Genomic DNA, 17,209 nt, shown 5'->3' on the forward strand with positions numbered 1-17,209 from the left:
CACTACCAGGGGCTTGACCCAGGTGCAGTCGGGCGCTAGTGTGAGGCCGAACACATTCGGACGAGGGGAATGGGGTATCTTACCCGCGGCGCTCATGCCCACGGGGGCACGCGAAGCGGGTCTGCGGGAACGAGAACGCGCGTCGAGGTCGACACGCGCCATCGCGACCTGACGGCCGGTGAACGGGTAAGCCGAGACGCAAGGGCAGGGATTGAGCACTAACGCAGTCACCTCGGACGACGAGGAGGTGGGTCGCAAGAGGCCGGGGGCGGTGCGGTCGTGGGTGGACGGCCATGTCGTCGCCTCGTTCGACACATTCGGTCGCCAGCTCGGCATGTTCGTCGAGGTGTTCCGGACCCTCTTCGTCGATCTCTTCAAGCGACGGTTCCCGTTCGGGGAGTTCATCCGTCAGTGCGCCTTCATGGCCAGCACCTCGGTCTTCCCGACCCTCCTGGTCGCCATCCCGATCGGCGTCATCGTGTCGATCCAGGTGTCCAACATCGCCGGTCAGGTCGGTGCCACGTCGTTCTCCGGCGCGGCGACGGGTCTCGGTGTGATCCGGCAGGGTGCACCGCTGGTGACGTCGCTGCTCCTCGCGGGCGCTGTCGGCTCGGCGATCGCCGCGGACCTCGGATCCCGCACCATCCGCGACGAGATCGACGCGATGCGCGTCATGGGCGTCAACCCCATCGAGCGTCTGATCTCGCCGCGACTCCTCGCGACGATGGTCGTCAGCTTCCTGCTCTGCGGGTTCGTCTGCTTCGTCGGGTTCATCACCGGCTACGTCTTCAACGTCTACTTCCAGGGCGGCACACCGGGTAGCTACACCGGCACCTTCGCGTCCTTCGCCACCACCGCCGACCTCATGTTCGCGTTGGCCAAAGCCGTCATATTCGGCGCGATCGTGGCCATCGTCGCCTGCGATCGCGGCCTCTCGACGAAGGGCGGGCCCGCGGGTGTGGCCGACTCGGTGAACGCCGCTGTCGTCAACTCGGTCCTGTTGCTGTTCACGGTGAACGTGATCCTCACGCAGCTGTTCGCGATCCTGTTCCCGTCGAGGGTGGTGTGAGATGACCGCGTCACGGTATGTTCCTCCGGCCCTGCGGCCGCTCGAGGCCGCCAAGGCGGTGTACCGCGGTCCGCGCGATGCGCTCGCCGCGATGGGCCACCTGATCACCTTCCTGGTCCGCTCGATCGCCGCGGTGCCACTGGCGTTCCGTCACTACAGCAAAGAGGTGTGGCGCCTGCTCGCCGACGTGGCGTGGGGCAACGGCGCCATCGTGGTGGGTGGCGGCACCGTGGGCGTCATGGTGATCCTCGGCATCATGGGCGGCGCGACCGTGGGCATCGAGGGCTACACCGCCCTCAACCTGCTCGGCATGTCGCCGGTGACCGGCGGGCTGTCCGCGTTCGCGACGACCCGCGAGATCGCACCGCTGCTCGCCGCGACCGCGTTCACCGCCCAGTCGGGTTGCCGGTTCACCGCACAGTTGGGCTCGATGCGCATCGCCGAGGAGATCGACGCCCTCGAGGCGATCGCGATCCGGCCGCTGCCGTATCTCGTCACCACCCGGATGTGCGCGGCCGTCCTGGCGATCATCCCGCTCTACTCGGTGTCGCTGGCCGCCAACTACCTCGCCTGCCAGTTCATGTTCATGCTGCAGAGCGGTCAGGGCGAGGGCACGTATCTGTACTACTTCAACCAGTTCCTCGTCTCGTGGGACATGTTGTTCTCGTTCTTCAAGGTGATCGTCTTCGTCCTGCTGACGACGTTCATCCAGTGCTACTACGGCTACTTCGCCTCAGGTGGTCCCGAAGGAGTGGGAGTTGCTGCCGGACATGCCATCCGACTCGCGATCATCGTCATCGTCTTCGCGAACCTGGTCATGACACTCGTGTTCTGGGGCACGTCGCCCGGGATCAAGATCTCGGGATGAGGGGGAGACCGTGAACATCGCGACCGACGGGCGCAATCCCTCGCTGCTGCAATACGTGCTGCGCGGAGTCGCCTTCCTGCTCGTCCTGCTGGTGATCTTCGTGCTGCTGTTCATGCGGTACCAGGGCACGTTCAGCAAGACGGTGCCTGTCACGGCCGAACTCGTCGATGTCGGCGACGGGCTGTCCACCGGTGCCGACGTCCGGTACAACGGGCTGATCGTCGGCACGGTCAAGTCGATCAGCGTCGAGGATTCCGCACAGGCCGACGCTTCCCGGTTGATCAAGAACGTCGCCATCGACATCGAGCCGGCGCAGGCCGAGGGCATTCCCGCCTCGGTGACCGCGCGTACGGTTCCGTCGAACCTGTTCGGCGTCAACTCCGTCGAGCTGGTGCAGCCCGCCGAGGTGGGTGCCGACCGGCTGTCCGCCGGCGACGTGATCCCGGCCGACGACTCGCTCGAGACGATCAAGCTGCAGGACGCCCAGAACGAGCTGAAGCAGATCCTCGACGCGGTGCCGCCGGAGGAACTGGCGCAGGTGCTCGGCGTCATCGCCGACGCGCTCAAGGGCGGCGGCTCGGTGTTCGGGTCGTTCGTCCCCGTGCTGCGGAACTACTTCGACTCGATCAACGCCCAGTTCCCGCCGGGCGCGCCCCCGGGCTTCGACAACTTCGACGCCGCGCTCACCGGCCTCGCGCAATCGGCGCCGCAACTGCTCGACACCTTGGGCCGCAGCGTGATCCCGGCGATCACCATCGCGGAGAAGCAGCGTGACCTGACCGCGGTGCTGACCGCGAGTCAGGGCCTGCTCGACCAGACCCAGTTGCTGTTCGCGCGCAATGGCAACAGCGGTCAGCGTCTGGTGACCGATCTGAACCGGATGCTGGGAGCGCTCGTCCTCGAGCCGAACTCGTTGCCGCAGGGCGTGATCGCGCTGAACAACCTGGCCGCCCGGGTGCTGACGGTGTTCACCGGCACCAACGGCCACGTGCAGCAAAACATCGGTGTCAGCTTCGGCGCCTTCCAGCGCTACACCCGGCAGAACTGCCCGGTGTACGACGGCGGTCCGTACGGCACCCTGCGCGGCCCGGGCTGCGTGGGGCCCGGCACCGGCACGGGACCGACGATGTCTGGTCCGCTGGCGATCTATCCCTCCGACGGGATGCGCCGGAACAAGCCGGTCGGCAACGTCACCACCGATGCCGACAACAAGACGCTCGGCACCGTCCTGCGCCGTACCCCGTCGGCAGCGGACACGATCATGCTGGGACCGCTGGTCCAGACGCTCGAGGTGCGCAACGCCGCCGAGGCGGGCCGGGGCGGCGAAGGTCAAGGAGGAGGCCGATGAGCGCGGCTTCGGAATCGATCCGCAAACCGCTGATCGGTTTCACCATCTTCGGGATCGCCGCGTTGCTGGTCACCTACGTGATCTTCTCGACGTTGGAGCGCTCGGTGCCGGGGACCACCAACAGCTACACGACCTACTTCGGTGATGCCTCGGGTCTCGCCACGGGCGACGACGTCCGCATGGCCGGTGTCCGCGTCGGTCGTGTGGACCAGATCGAACTCGCCGACGGCCGTGCCCGGGTCACCTTCGAGGTGCAGGACAACCAGCAGGTCTACACCAACACGCGGGGGGCGATCCGCTACCAGAACCTCATCGGGCAGCGATATCTGAACCTGACGCTGGTCCCGGACCGGGAGAGTCGGCCCCTCGATCCGGGGTCGACGCTCGAGCTCCCCTCCGAGGACTCCTTCGACGTCACCACATTGCTCGCCGGGTTCCAGCCGGTCTTCGAGACCCTCACCCCGGAACAGGTCAACGCCCTGTCCGAGGGCTTGATCCAGGCGTTCCAGGGCAATTCGGTGTCCTTGAGCTACACGGTCGCCGAGGTCGGCCGCCTCGCGGAGGACACGGCCAACCGGGACGTCGTGCTCGGCGCGATCATCAACAACCTGAGCGCGGTCATGCGCGACCTGTCGCGCCAGGGCGGCCAGCTGGGCACCGTCATCGAGTCGATGTCGGCGCTGATCGCCAACCTCAACTCGAACTCGGCGGCGTTCGGCAGTGCGGTGACCGACATCGGGCGCACCGCAAGCGGATTCGCCGACGTGCTGAGTGAGAGCCGACAGAGTCTGGCCGAGGCCGCCACGGACGGCCGGATCGCGACCAACACGCTGATCAGCAATGGCGCCAAACTCGATCGGATGGCGGTCGACGCGCCGATCTTCCTCGGTCATTTCCCGCTCGTGCTCGGTGAGGGCGCTTACGTGAACATCTATGCATGTGATCTCGACGTCGCGATCGGCGACGTCCTGCTACCGCCCGGGATCTTCAACAAGATCGGCGGCACGAATCACTCGGTGGTGTGCCGATGAGCTGGTTCCGCAGGAGTTTCCGTGACAACCGGCGCGTGTGGTTCGGCGTGATCGGCGCCGTGGTCATCGTCGCCCTGTTGCTCGGCGTGACCGCTCTCGCGACCGCGCATCTGGGCAAGAAGACCCTCACCGGCGACTTCGCCCAGGCCGGCGGTATCCGGCCGGGGGACAAGGTCCGCGTCGCCGGTATCGACGTCGGTGAGGTCACCGACACCGAACTCGCCGGACAGCACGTGGCCATCACCATGAAGGTCGACAGCGACGTCCGGGTGACGTCCAACGGTTCTGCCGAGATCAAGATGTCGACGTTGCTGGGTCAGCGCTACATCGATGTGTCGCTGGGGGATTCGCCGGAGGATGCACCCGACGGACACATCGCGAAGACCGCCGTGCCCTACGATCTCCAGCGCACCATCGAGGCGGGCGCGCCGATCCTGACCGGGATCGACGACCGGACGCTCTCCGAGAGCATCCGCACCCTCAACCGGCAACTCGCCGGCGTGCCGGCGATCACCGAGCCGACCTTCGAGGCGCTCACCCAGATGTCGAAGGTCATCACCAATCGCAAGGACCAGATCAACCAATTGATCGCCGACACCAAGACGATCACCAACATCGTCAACGACAATCAGGCCCAGCTCGCCGTGATCGTGGGTCAGGGACGCGACCTGACCCAGAAGATCGTCGCGCGTGAAGAGCTGGTCACCCGGATGCTCGACGGCATCGCCGAACTCACCGAGCAGGCGACCGCGGTGGCCGGCGAGAACGCCAACCAGTTCGCGCCCATCATGGCGAACCTGAACACGATCACCCAGGGCCTGGAGAAAAACCGCAACAACCTCCGCAAGTTGCTGGAGATCCTCCCGGTCACCGCGCGCCTGACCAACAACGTCATCGGCGACGGGCCCTACGCGAACGGCTATCTGCCGTGGGGCATCTTCCCCGACAACTGGCTGTGCCTGGCCCGGGTGGTGGACGGATGCTGAGCGCGGAAACGATGAGCCCGGACACGACGGCAGGTACGACGATGCACGCCCACGGACTCCGCCGCCCGATCCTGCTGGTCGGGGTCGCGCTGCTCGGCATCCTCGGGCTCTCCGGCTGTTCGATGATCCCGGGGAGCTGGAAGGCGGCGGTCGGCCAGGCCATCGAGGTGACCGCCTACTTCGACAACGTCGCCGGGCTCTACGTGAGCAACGACGTCGCGGTCCTCGGCATGCCGGTCGGTCAGGTCACCGCGGTGGAACCGCAGGGCGAGCGCGTCAAGGTGACCATGACGATCGACAGCGACGTCCCCGTCCCGGCCGACGCCACGGCGGCGATCGTCAACACCTCGATCGTCACCACCCGCCACGTCGAGCTGTCACCCGCCTACGACGGCGGGCCGAAGCTCGAGGACGGGTCGGTCCTGAAGGAGACGAAGGCCCCGGTGTCGGTCGGCGAACTGTTCGACGCCATCGACGGTCTGGTGGTGGCACTCAAGGGTGAGGGAGAAGGACCCGGCCCGCTCGCGGAGATGATCGACATCACCTCCGGCATCGCCACCGGCAACGGCGAGGAGATCCGGGCGGCGCTCGACGAACTCGGCGGGGCGTCCGATGTGGTGGCGGGCAACAGCGATGCCCTCGTCGACATCCTCGAGACCATCGAGGGTCTGACCACCACCCTGGTGCAGAACTATCCGAAGATGACGGCGTTCTCCGAGTCGGTCAACCAGGTGTCGCAGCTGCTGGGAGACCAGGCGCCCGGTCTGCTCGCCACCCTGGCCAACCTGAATCAGACGCTGCAGAACACCACCGTGTTCCTGCAGAACAACACCAACACCATGTCGGTGTCGTTCGACCGGCTCGCCGCGCTGACCGCCAATCTCGGGGACTACTCGCGGCAGGTCGTCGAGACGGTCGACGTCGGCCCGCTGCTCTTCCAGAACCTGAGCAACTCGATCTCGGCCGAACAGGGAGCGTGGCGCGCGCAGCTGCTGCTCGACAAGACGCTCCTCGACAACGAACTCCTCGCCGAGTTCTGTGAGGCGATCAACCTGCAGAAGGACGGTTGCCGAACGGGCAAGCTCAAGGACTTCGGTCCCGACCTCGGTATCTACTCGGCGATGCTGGAGCTGACGAAATGAGAACGGCGACAATGGATTCGCTGAACCGTTCGGACGGTCCCGGGCGCCCTGTGCGATCCCCCGGCCGGGTCCGCCGAGGCGGGGTCATGGCGGTGCTGCTAGCGGCGCTCATGGGGCTCACCGGTTGCGGACTCCTCCCGAGTCTCACGGTGGAGCAGATCCCGCTGCCCGCACCGGGCGGCATCGGTGACTCGATCACGATCACCGCGAACTTCGCCAACGCGCTCAACCTGCCGGCGAAGGCGAAGGTGAAGCTGAACGGAACCGATGTCGGACAGGTCACCGACCTCGTCGCCAAGGACTACACCGCCGTGGTGACCATGCAGGTCAGCAAGAAGACCAAGCTCCCGGTCGGGACCGGCGCCGAACTCCGCCAGGCCACACCGCTGGGCGACGTCTTCGTCGCCCTGCTGCCGCCGATCGAGGCGCGCGACGGTCTGATGGTGGACGGGGACACGCTCACCGGTCCGACGTCGGCCGCGGCGACGGTCGAGGATCTGCTGATCAGCATGAGCGGGGTCGTGGACAGCGGTTCGCTGAACTCGTTGACGATCATCCTCACCGAGCTGAGCAGCGCGGTCGCGACGAACCCGTCGGATCTCAACGGCGCGATCCGGGGCCTGACCACCGGTATCCGGAAGCTGAACCAGAGTTCGGCGGCGGTCGATCGGTCGCTGGCCGCCACGCGGGTGCTCAGCGGACAGCTCGCCGACGGGCGTGCGCAGATCATGGCGTCGATCAACAAACTGGGTCCGGCGCTCGAGTCGCTGAACGGGCAGATCGCCACGATCCTGACCACGCTGGACAAGACCCAGCAGGTCACAACGGCCACCAACGACTTCCTCGACAGCGATCAGGACAACCTGGTCGAGATGCTGGGCCATCTGTCGACGGTGCTGGCCGGCCTCCGGCAGGCTGCCGGCCCGCTCGGATCGCTGGCCGACAACCTGCACGAGCTCACACCGAAGTGGGTCAAGTCCACACCGGGTAGCGCGGCGTTGGTGTCGGCGAAGGTCTACTGGCTCAGCCCGGGTGTCGGCTTCGACTCGGCGAGCAGACTGCCCGAGATCCAGGACGTGGACGAGGGTTCGGCGGCGTTGCAGCAGACACTGACCCGTCTGCTGGCGCGGATCACGGGGACGAGGGGGTGTTGCGGATGAGCGGCATATTCGGTGTCCTACGCCGGAATTCGGTACTTGTGGGCAACATCGCCCTGGTACTGGTCATGGTCGTCGGACTCAGCTATCTCGCCCTGGGCATCCTGCGGTGGCAGCCGTTCGCCGACAAGTACAAGCTCACCATCCAGTTCCCGATCTCCGGCGGTCTGCAGGAGACGTCCGGGGTCACACTGCGCGGCGCGCGCATCGGCGACGTCGACACCGTTCGGGTGCAACCGGATTCGGTGGAGGTCGTCGTCACGGTCGAGGACCGGTACAAGATCAACCGCGACACCACTGTTGCGGCACTGGGTCTGTCGGCTGCGGGAGAGCAGTACGTCGACTTCCAGCCGGACACCTCCGACGGTCCCTACCTGGAGGACGGGGACGTCATCCGGGCCGACCAGACCGAGGTCACCGTGCCGTTCTCGCAGCTGCTCGAGTCCTCGCTGGAACTGATCAACCAGATCGATCCGGCGAAACTCCGTTCCGCCGTGGACAATCTGAAGATCGCCCTCTACGACGAGGACGGCACGAACGACCTGTCGGTCATCTTCGACTCCGGTGGCACGATCTTCGCGAAGCTGTACACCGCGCTGCCGGAGACCACCAAGTTCATCCAGAACGCGGGGACCATCTTCAAGACCACGGCACAGATCCAGCCCGACCTCGGCACGACGGTGGCGGGATTGAGTTCGCTGGTCAACTCGGCGGCTGCCTCCGACAAGGAACTCCGCGAGCTCCTCGACCGGGGTCCCTCGCAGTTCACGAGCCTGGCCGGGTCGATCAACCAGTTGACGGATCCGATCACCGATGTGACGAAGCAGTTCGTCGACATCGCCGAGCAGGGTGCGTTGCGTGCGCCGGCGCTCGCGACGCTGTTCCCCGCGATCCGCGATGCCAGTGTCAAGAGCCTCACCATGTTCCACGACGGTGCGTTGTGGATCTTCGGGTCGGTGTACCCGCGTCCGAGCTGCAACTACCCGGTGACGCCGCGGCGGCCGACGCAGATCCTCGAGCTGACCATCCCGACCAATCTGTACTGTGTGACCGAGGATCCGCGTCAGCAGATCCGTGGCTCGGCCAATGCGCCACGGCCACCGGGCGACGACACCGCGGGACCGCCGCCGGGTTACGACCCGAACGCCCGTACCGTTCCGCTCGACAAGTGATGGGCCGCTCGACGACTGACGGCCACTCGACGACGACAGACAAGTTGTGTGACCTGTAGATGACTGACCGGAATGACCCAGATCGTACTGATCCCGACATGAATCCAACGGACGAGAAGGCCGACAGCACGCCGCCCGAGAGCGGGGCTGTCGCAGCCGATCACACCGATGGGGCGACGAGCGCGGAGGACACGAACGACGCCGGGACCGCGGCGACGCCGCGGGGGAAGTCGGCTCGACGGAGCGGAACCGGCACGGTGGCGAGCACGTCCGAGACCGACGGTGCCGACGCCTCCGGTGCCGCGGGTGACCCGTCGCCGGCAGCATCATCGAAGGCGGGTTCGGATCGCCGCGAGATCTTGTTCACGGTCACCGGCGGCGGGATCAAGAAGGTTCTCGTCGCCATCGTCGCGGTCGCGCTCATCGCGCTGGTGGCGTTCTTCGGCTGGCGCGCCTACGACCTGCAGCGGGAGGCCGACGCGTTCGCCGATTCCAAGGCGGCTTCGGCCGACTTCGTCACGAAGCTCGTGACGACGCTCAATGCCGACAACGCGGGCAACTCGAAGGAACTGCTGGGTCCGCTGTCGACGGGGGAGTTGCGCAACCGCCTCGAGCAGGAACGGGCCGACACCGAGGCCAATGTGGAGTCCCTGAACATCGAGGTGTCCTCGACGATCAGCGTGGTCGCTGTCGAGACCGTCGATGCCGACACCGCCAAGACCGTGGTGATGGCGGAGGTGACCGGCCGCAGCGTCAAGTTGCCCAGCGGCGGTACCAGCCTGATGGTCTTCCGCTTGGACCTCAGCAAGGAAGACGGCAAGTGGCTGGTGTCCGAGGTCGACGGTCCGCCGGGGAGCCCCAGCGGTCAGATCGATCCGTCGCAGTCGCTGCCCGGCGCCGCAGGTGCACCGGCACCCCAGCCGTCGCCGGCACCGCAGCCCGCGCCCGCGCCGGGCGGCTGATCCGGGCGGACACACTCACCGGCAATGGACGAGCGCGCCACCGATTCGGGGGCGCGCTCGTCTATCAGTGGTGGGTGGACGTCACGTTCGGACGAGTATCGCCACGGGGTGTTGGCCGCGGGCCGAGGCGAGGTCGACCGATCCCTCGTACACCGACCCTGTTCGGTCGTCGCGCCACCGGAACCCCGGGGGCAGGGTGACCGACGTCGCGGCCGCGGCATCGTGGTCGAGGCTGTGGGTGAACCGGGCGGTCACCACGACGACCGAGGGGGCCTCGCCGGTGCCGCGCACGAACGCGATGGTGTGGTCGGCGGCGGGCCCGTCGGCGGTCAGCCGTTCATAGGTGGCCGCAACGCCGAACGCATCGGGATGCGCGGCCCGGGCACGGAGAGCTTCCTGGACGAGTCGGGTCTTCGGGTGCTCGGTCGACCGGCCGAAGTCGACCGGTCGTCGATTGTCGGGATCGACGAGGGAGTCCTCCCACCACTCGGTGCCCTGGTAGATGTCGGGGACCCCGGGCCCGAGGATCGCGATCGCCTTGCGCGCCAGCGCTTCCTGCTCCCAGGCCGGTCCGATGCGGTCGACGAGTTCGGCGACCGAGGATGCGACGTCCCCGCTGGTGACCTGGCCGATCCAGGTCTCGACTGCGGTCTCGAACTCCTCGTTCACCTCGGTCCACGTGGTGCGCAGACCGGCCTCGCGAGTCGCCTTACGGGCGTACTCGATCAACCGGCCCCGCAACTCGTCGGTGACCGGGGCGCCGGTGGGCCAGACCCCGACGATGTTCTGCAGGAGGAAATAGCCGGTCAGGTCATCCGGCACGTCGGTCTCGCGCCAGACCTTGTCGACGAGCTGGGACCAGCGGTCGGGGATCTGGGCGAGCACCGCGATCCGCGCGCGCACGTCCTCACCGCGTTTGGTGTCGTGCGTCGACGTGGCCGTCATGGCCAGCGGCCACCGCGCGGCGCGCTCGGCGTTGTGCTCGTGGAAATCGGCCAGCGACATGACGGGATTCGCGGGATCGCCACCGACCTCCTGGGCGGAGACGAGCCGGGCCGTCCGGTAGAACAAACTGTCCTCGACGCTCTTCGCGGTCACCGCCCCGCAGGTCTGCGCCAGCCTCGATGTCGCCTCGCCGGGCACCGCCGTCTCCCGCACGATGAGGTCGATCGCGGCACGCAGTTCGGGCTTCGCCTCGGCGATCCCGGTGGCGACGGCGAGCAGACGTGGACGCAACGACGGGTAGTCCGCCCGGTAGACCCCGAGCGCGGCGATCAGTTCGGCGCAGGCGGTGGCGATCACGTCCGGATCCGAGGCCGGTGATCCCTCGACGCGCGCGGTGACGGCGCGTACGAGACGTCTGAGCTCCGCAGGGAACGACTCCCGCACGGTGCGGAGTTTGCGATCGTGCTCGGCGGCCTCCACCCACCGCGCGTCACCGCTCTCGCCGGTGATCCGTTCGTGTAGCTCGGTGAGCTGGGCGACGCCGGCCGGCGCCACGAACACGGCATCGATCACGCGCATGTGGTCGTACCCGGTGGTGCCCTCGACCGGCAGGGTCGGTTCGAGGGGCTCGTCCGGCGCCAGGATCTTCTCGATGTACAGGAGACGATCGTCCCCGACGTCCGCGCGCAGCCGGCGCAGATAATCCTGGGGGTCCCACAGACCGTCCGGATGATCCACGCGCACACCATCGATGAGGTCGGCGTCGAGTAGCTCACGCAGCCACTGGTGCGTCGCGTCGTAGACCTCCGGGTCCTCCTGGCGCAGACCGGCGAGTTCGTTGACCGTGAAGAAGCGCCGGTAGCCGATGAGGCCGCTGTCCCACGGCACGAGCCGATAGTGCTGGCGGGAGTGGACCTCTTGCGGTGTGCCGCCGGCGCCGGGAGCGGAGCGAGCGGGCCGAATGTCTCCCGCGGTGCCGGGGGCGATCGGGAACGCGTGATCGTAGTACCGCAGATTCCCGTGCTCGTCGATCTCGAGTGGGCTCAGGTCCCCATCGGCGGCGACGATCGGCAGGGCCAGCTTCCCGTCGGCACCGTTGTCGTCGCTGAAGTCGGCGTCGAAATAGTGTGCGTAGTCCGATGCGGGCCCGTGACGGAGCAGGTCGGCGAACCACGGGTTGGCGAGTGCATCGGCTACCCCGGTGTGGTTCGGGACGATGTCGATGATCAGACCCAGACCGCGTTCGGCGGCGGCGGAACGCAGTTCCCGCAGCCCGTCGATCCCGCCCAGCACGGCGGAGACCGCCGGCGGCGGCAACCAGTCGTAGCCGTGCGTCGACCCGGCCGACGCCGTGCCGATCGGGGAGAGGTAGACGTGGCTGATCCCCAACTCGGCGAGGTGGTCGAGATGTGCTGCGGCATCGGCGAATCCGAAGTCGCCATATAGTTGGAGCCGGTACGTTGCGCGCGGGGTCGGACGATTGCCCATAGGAGTCACGAGGTCTTTCGCAGGACCAGGACGGAGCGGGCGCCTACGGTCACCGACTCGCCGGCGGAGGCCGTCAGCTCGCTGTCCCCCACGGGATGCGTCGTGTCCAGTTCGCCGACCCACTCGTTGCCGTACCACGTCGGCGGGAGCGTGAAGTCCAGGTCCTCGTAGTGGGCGTTGAAGCAGATGAAGAAGGAGTCGTCGACGACCAGTTCGCCACGTTCGTCCTTCTCGCCCAGTCCGTTTCCGTTGAGGAACACGGCGAGGCTCTTGCCGAACCCGCTGTCCCAGTCCTCGGCGGTCATCTCCTGGCCGGCCGGGGTGAGCCAGGCGATGTCGAGTGCCTGGTCGCCCCATCGGATCGGCTTCCCGCCGAAGAACTTTCGTCGCCGGAAGACCGGATGCCGGGTGCGCAGTGCGATGGCCTTGCGGGTGAACTCCAGCAGGTCGGCGTTCTCCTCGGCGAGAGTCCAGTCCATCCAAGACAATTCGGAGTCCTGGCAGTAGACGTTGTTGTTGCCCTGTTGGGTACGCCCGATCTCGTCGCCGTGCGCCAGCATCGGCGTGCCCTGCGACAGGAACAGCGTCGCTAGGATGTTCCGCTGCTGCCGCGCGCGCAGGGCGTTGATCTCGGGATCGTCGGTGGGTCCCTCGACTCCGCAGTTCCACGACCGGTTGTGGCTCTCGCCGTCCCGGTTGTCCTCACCGTTGGCCATGTTGTGCTTCTCGTTGTAGGACACCAGGTCCCGCAGCGTGAAACCGTCGTGCGCGATGACGAAGTTGATGCTCGCGAGCGGCCGTCGGCCGGTCGCCTCGTACAGATCCGACGATCCGGTGAGCCGGGAGGCGAACTCGCCCAGGGTGGACGGCTCGCCGCGCCAGTAGTCGCGGACGGTGTCGCGGTACTTGCCGTTCCATTCGGTCCAGAGCGGCGGGAAGTTGCCCACTTGGTAACCACCCTCGCCGATGTCCCAGGGCTCGGCGATCAGCTTCACCTGACTGACCACCGGGTCCTGCTGCACCAGATCGAAGAACGCGGACAGCCGATCGACGTCGTGCAGTTCGCGGGCCAGCGTGGACGCGAGGTCGAAACGGAAGCCGTCCACGTGCATCTCGAGGATCCAGTACCGCAGCGAATCCATGATGAGCTGCAGCGTGTGCGGATGACGACCGTTGAGGCTGTTGCCGGTTCCGGTGTAGTCCATGTACATCTCGGGATCGCCGTCGACGAGCCGGTAGTAGGCGGCGTTGTCGATGCCCCGGAACGACACGGTGGGTCCGAGGTGGTTGCCCTCGGCGGTGTGGTTGTAGACGACGTCGAGGATGACCTCGATGCCGGCGTTGTGGAACTCACGCACCATCGCCTTGAACTCGGTCACCGCGCTGGCCGGCTGGTCGGGGTTCGACGAGTACTCGATGTGCGGTGCCAGGAATCCGAAGGTGTTGTATCCCCAGTAGTTTCGGAGACCCTGATCGCGCAGGACGAAGTCCTGCATGAACTGGTGCACGGGCATCAGTTCGATGGCGGTGATGCCCAACTCCTTGAGGTGGTCGATGATCACCGGATGGCACAGCCCCGCGTACGTGCCGCGCAGGTACTCGGGGATGTCGGGATGGGTCGCGGTCATGCCCTTGACGTGCGCCTCGTAGATGACCGTCTGGTGGTACGGACGATTGGGCGACCGGTCGTTCTGCCAGTCGAAGTAGGGGTTGATCACCACCGAGACCATGGTGTGCCCGAGTGAGTCCAACTGCGGCATCGGATTGACCGGCTCGGGATCGGGGATGTCCCCGTGCTCCGCGGGCGCGGCATCGCCGTCGGACTCGCCTGCCTCATCGGCGGGATCGGCCGCATCGCCCGCCTCGGCGGTCGGCTCGTCGGCATCGTCGACCGCGCCCTCGTCGGTCCCGCCACCGCCGGTCCCGGTGTCGGCGGCCCCGGTCTCGGGGGTTGCGGATGCGTCGTCGTCGACCGCCGATTCGTCGGTGTCCTCGGGCGGTGTCGGGAGCGGGTAGGAGAACAGCGATGCGTCGCCGTCGAAGTCGCCGTGGAAGGCCTTGCCGTACGGATCGAGCAGGAGTTTGCTCGGGTCGCAACGCAATCCCTGCGACGGGTCGTACGGCCCGTAGACGCGGAAGCCGTAGAACTGGCCGGGGCCGACGTTGGGCAGGTAGCAGTGCCAGCAGTAACCGTCGACCTCTTCGAGCCGGATCCGACGCTCGTGGCCCTCGCGGTCGATCAGGCACAGCTCGACGGCTTCGGCCACCTCGGAGAACAGCGAGAAATTCGTTCCCACACCGTCATAGGTGGCGCCGAGGGGGTATGGAGTACCCGGCCACACCGGGATCGGGGCCGGTTCCGGCTGGACCAGCGCCTCGGCCTGGATCGGGTCGGACGGCATCGGTACGGGGTCGGCGATGGTCTTGCCACCACTCGGAGGTGCTGCCGTCGTCGAGGTGGTGTCGTACTCCGGTGCGTGGGGCTCCGAGGGGGAGCCGGGATCGGCGGTGGAATCTGAATCGGGAGTGGAGTCGGGATCACCCGGCTGTTCACCGGGGGCCGGCGGTCCGGTCTTACCCGCCTTCGACGACGTCATGGGTCGACCCTAGTCGCGTTGCCGCGGACGGTCATCTCAGGACGCGGCCGGTCGGGTCAGATGTGGGCTGCCCCACCCGCCGCTTCCGGAGGAAGCCCGCGACTTCCGCCGACCGTCACGGCACCGCGGGACCAGCCCACGGCAGTTGCGCCTCCATCTGGCGCCCCAGCTCGTCGGTGAGGCTGCGGACATAGGTCGCACTCAGGTGGTGTGGGTCTTTGTAGACGGTGATGTTGCCGACGATCGCCGGGCACCGCTCGGCGTCGCAGATCCCGTCGGACATGTCGAGGGGGTGGAAGTCGGGTCGCGTGGCGGCCAGCTCCGCCGCCGGGTCCTCGGGTGAGAGGACAGCACTGCGGCGCGACCCGCAGCTCTCGGCGTCGCCGCCGTCGGCGAGGCAGATCGGGGTGTCGATGGTGCCCTTCGCGTTCTTCGGCCACGGGGTGTCCCGCATGCCCAACACCGGCACCCCGGCGTCGAGGAAACGGTCGAAGATCGGCACGTAGTCCGGTGGCACCCAGTCGCCGGGTTCGTAGTCCCGCGGTCGCGTCGAATTCGTCAGCACCGCGTCCGGCTTGTCCGCGATGACGCGATCGATGACGCGCTGTCCCCAGTCGTAGCACTCCGGGTAGGGCACGCCGCGCTGTTTCGGTACCCGGTTCGTCGACAGCGGGCACCCCATCTTGAGGTAGGTCTTCACCTTGAAACCGTTGCGCTTGCCGAGAATGTCGAGCGCCGAGATCCACATCTCGGCATGCGAGCCGCCGGCGAGCGCGATGGTGCGCGTCGCGGTCGGATCGCCGTAGGTGCCGACGTGGATCTCGTTGTCGGTGAAGTCGCTCATGTACCCGTCGGTGGAGGTCTCGGGGAAGTCCTTGATGACCTCCAGCGCCGACGGTTGTGGATCGAGGGCGGGCACCGGCCAGCCGTCGAGCAGTGCTCGGGCCCCCGGGTACGACCTCGGGTCGAGGTTCTTGGTGTCGACGACGATGTTCGCGACGTGCCGCTCCCACACGGTGATGCCGACGCCGGTGACGAGCGTCGCCACCACGAGGATCGAGGTGACGACCGACGTGTACGACAGCCACCGCGACCGTCCGTCGCGGCGGCCGCGGCTCAGCGCCGAACGATCGCCGCCGCGCAGCGGGTCCTCGATGTAGCGCTTGGTGAGCCACGCGAGCCCGACCGACGCCGCGAGGATGAGCACGCCCTCGACGAAGTTGGCATGGTTCTTGTCGCGCCAGGTCAGATAGAAGATCAGCAGCGGCCAGTGCCACAGATACAGCGAATACGCGATGGTCCCGAGCCAGACCGGCCACCTGCTCGCGAGCCAGCGGTTCGTGACGGGCATCTCGGTGGCCGCGGCATGGGACCCCCGAGGTGGCTTCTGCAACGCCGTCGCGCCCGCCCAGATGATCAGCAGCGTCGCGCCGACCGGCACCAGCGCCATCGGACCGGGGTAGGCGTTGACACCGTCGATCCAGAACCCGCAGCTGACGATCAGCGCGAGCGCGAAGACGGTCGCGATGTTGCGCAGCCAGTTCGGGATTCGCAGGGACGGCAACCAGATCGCGAGCAGGCCGCCGGCCAGCGGTTCCCACAGACGGGAGATCGTGTCGTAGTAGTTGTACGGCTGGTTGATCGCCAGGCCGCGGTGCGCCCAGTAGAACGAGGCGAGCGCGACGACCAACACCGCGCCGCCGACGAGGAACCTGATGACCCGCGGGTCGGCGAACGGCCGGGCGATGCGGGCACCGACCTTGAGCAACGTCGCGAACGCGAGGGCGACGAGCAGGGTCAGGACGAAGAACTGGCCCTGCACCGACATCGACCAGATGTGCTGCAGCGGGCTGTTCGCCGAACTCGCGGCGAGGTAGTCCTGGGAGTTCTGCGCGAGATACCAGTTCTGGTAGTACAGCGCGCTCGCGATGACCTCGCGGCCGACATTGGCCCACCGGGTCTGCGGGAGGATCAGCAGAGTCAGCACCGTGACCGCGATCAGGACGGTGAGCAGCGCCGGTAGCAGCCGTTTGAGGAGCCGTTTGAGACGTGGCCACGGGTTGAGGGTGTCGCGGAACGAGACGTGCGGAGCCTGGCTCGTGATCGCGTGCCGCAGCAGCGACCCGACGAAGAAGTATCCCGAGAGGGTGAGGAAGACGTCGACGCCGCCGGAGACCTTGCCGAACCACACGTGGAAGCAGGCGACGAGGGCGATGGCGATACCGCGCAGGCCGTCGAGGTCGGTGCGGTATGCGGGCGTTGTCGGCGTCGAGGGGGACGACTCCGGCGCCACTACTCGCGTCGTCGATGCCACAGGGCGTGTTCTTTCCGGTGGGGGACAGATCGGTCTCGGGGCCGGGATGACCGGCTAGCAATGTACTCGCCGAAGCTGTGAAACACCGATTCGGACGACCGCGACACTCGCGCACCGGTCTGCGGGGCCG

At 67.2% G+C, this 17,209-nt stretch carries 12 protein-coding genes; 9 read left to right on the top strand and 3 right to left on the bottom strand.

Features of this window, described 5'->3' with window-relative positions:
- The first annotated feature begins 211 nt into the window (after positions 1 to 211).
- From AMD30_RS17995 to AMD30_RS18035, 9 genes are read left to right on the top strand one after another with little or no spacing between them, the layout of a single operon-like run.
- Entirely contained in the window at positions 212 to 1,069 is an 858-nt protein-coding gene (locus AMD30_RS17995; protein ID WP_055476552.1) for an MlaE family ABC transporter permease, read from the top strand.
- A gap of 1 nt (position 1,070) precedes the next feature.
- The gene (locus tag AMD30_RS18000) at positions 1,071 to 1,937 is read left to right on the top strand and encodes an MlaE family ABC transporter permease (protein ID WP_055476553.1); all 867 of its coding nucleotides are present in this window, start codon (positions 1,071 to 1,073) and stop codon (positions 1,935 to 1,937) included.
- 10 nt (positions 1,938 to 1,947) lie between these two features.
- Entirely contained in the window at positions 1,948 to 3,285 is a 1,338-nt protein-coding gene (locus tag AMD30_RS18005; RefSeq protein ID WP_055476554.1) for an MlaD family protein, read from the top strand.
- The gene (locus AMD30_RS18010; protein ID WP_055476555.1) at positions 3,282 to 4,316 is read left to right on the top strand and encodes an MCE family protein; all 1,035 of its coding nucleotides are present in this window, start codon (positions 3,282 to 3,284) and stop codon (positions 4,314 to 4,316) included. The genes AMD30_RS18005 and AMD30_RS18010 overlap by 4 nt, the downstream gene beginning before the upstream one ends.
- Positions 4,313 to 5,302 (top strand): MCE family protein, encoded by a 990-nt coding sequence (locus tag AMD30_RS18015; RefSeq protein WP_055476590.1) that lies wholly within the window; start codon positions 4,313 to 4,315, stop codon positions 5,300 to 5,302. The genes AMD30_RS18010 and AMD30_RS18015 overlap by 4 nt, the downstream gene beginning before the upstream one ends.
- Before the next feature lie 41 nt (positions 5,303 to 5,343).
- Complete coding sequence (locus tag AMD30_RS18020) at positions 5,344 to 6,444, top strand: MCE family protein (RefSeq protein ID WP_055476556.1); 1,101 nt, start codon at positions 5,344 to 5,346, stop codon at positions 6,442 to 6,444.
- Positions 6,445 to 6,455: 11 nt separating this feature from the next.
- Complete coding sequence (locus AMD30_RS18025) at positions 6,456 to 7,604, top strand: MlaD family protein (RefSeq protein ID WP_084817311.1); 1,149 nt, start codon at positions 6,456 to 6,458, stop codon at positions 7,602 to 7,604.
- Positions 7,601 to 8,773, top strand: a complete 1,173-nt coding sequence (locus AMD30_RS18030; RefSeq protein ID WP_055476558.1) for an MlaD family protein — start codon at positions 7,601 to 7,603, stop codon at positions 8,771 to 8,773. Before AMD30_RS18025 ends, AMD30_RS18030 begins: the two co-directional genes overlap by 4 nt.
- A gap of 59 nt (positions 8,774 to 8,832) precedes the next feature.
- Positions 8,833 to 9,735 carry a hypothetical protein gene (locus AMD30_RS18035; RefSeq protein WP_055476559.1) on the top strand — a complete coding sequence of 301 codons (903 nt, stop codon included), beginning with the start codon at positions 8,833 to 8,835 and terminating at the stop codon, positions 9,733 to 9,735.
- Between the two features lie 81 nt (positions 9,736 to 9,816).
- Here the strand turns inward: AMD30_RS18035 and treY are convergent, their stop codons facing one another.
- From treY to AMD30_RS18050, 3 genes are all read right to left on the bottom strand, one after another.
- On the bottom strand, positions 9,817 to 12,168 hold the full coding sequence (treY, locus tag AMD30_RS18040; protein WP_055476560.1) for a malto-oligosyltrehalose synthase: 2,352 nt from the start codon (positions 12,166 to 12,168) through the stop codon (positions 9,817 to 9,819).
- Between the two features lie 5 nt (positions 12,169 to 12,173).
- Positions 12,174 to 14,765 carry a glycogen debranching protein GlgX gene (gene glgX, locus AMD30_RS18045; protein WP_055476561.1) on the bottom strand — a complete coding sequence of 864 codons (2,592 nt, stop codon included), beginning with the start codon at positions 14,763 to 14,765 and terminating at the stop codon, positions 12,174 to 12,176.
- 115 nt (positions 14,766 to 14,880) lie between these two features.
- On the bottom strand, positions 14,881 to 17,058 hold the full coding sequence (locus tag AMD30_RS18050) for an acyltransferase family protein (protein ID WP_055476562.1): 2,178 nt from the start codon (positions 17,056 to 17,058) through the stop codon (positions 14,881 to 14,883).
- Positions 17,059 to 17,209: the final 151 nt, after the last annotated feature.

Origin of the sequence: Gordonia sp. HS-NH1, assembly GCF_001418765.1 — a bacterium.
In the GTDB taxonomy this organism is placed as follows: domain Bacteria; phylum Actinomycetota; class Actinomycetes; order Mycobacteriales; family Mycobacteriaceae; genus Gordonia.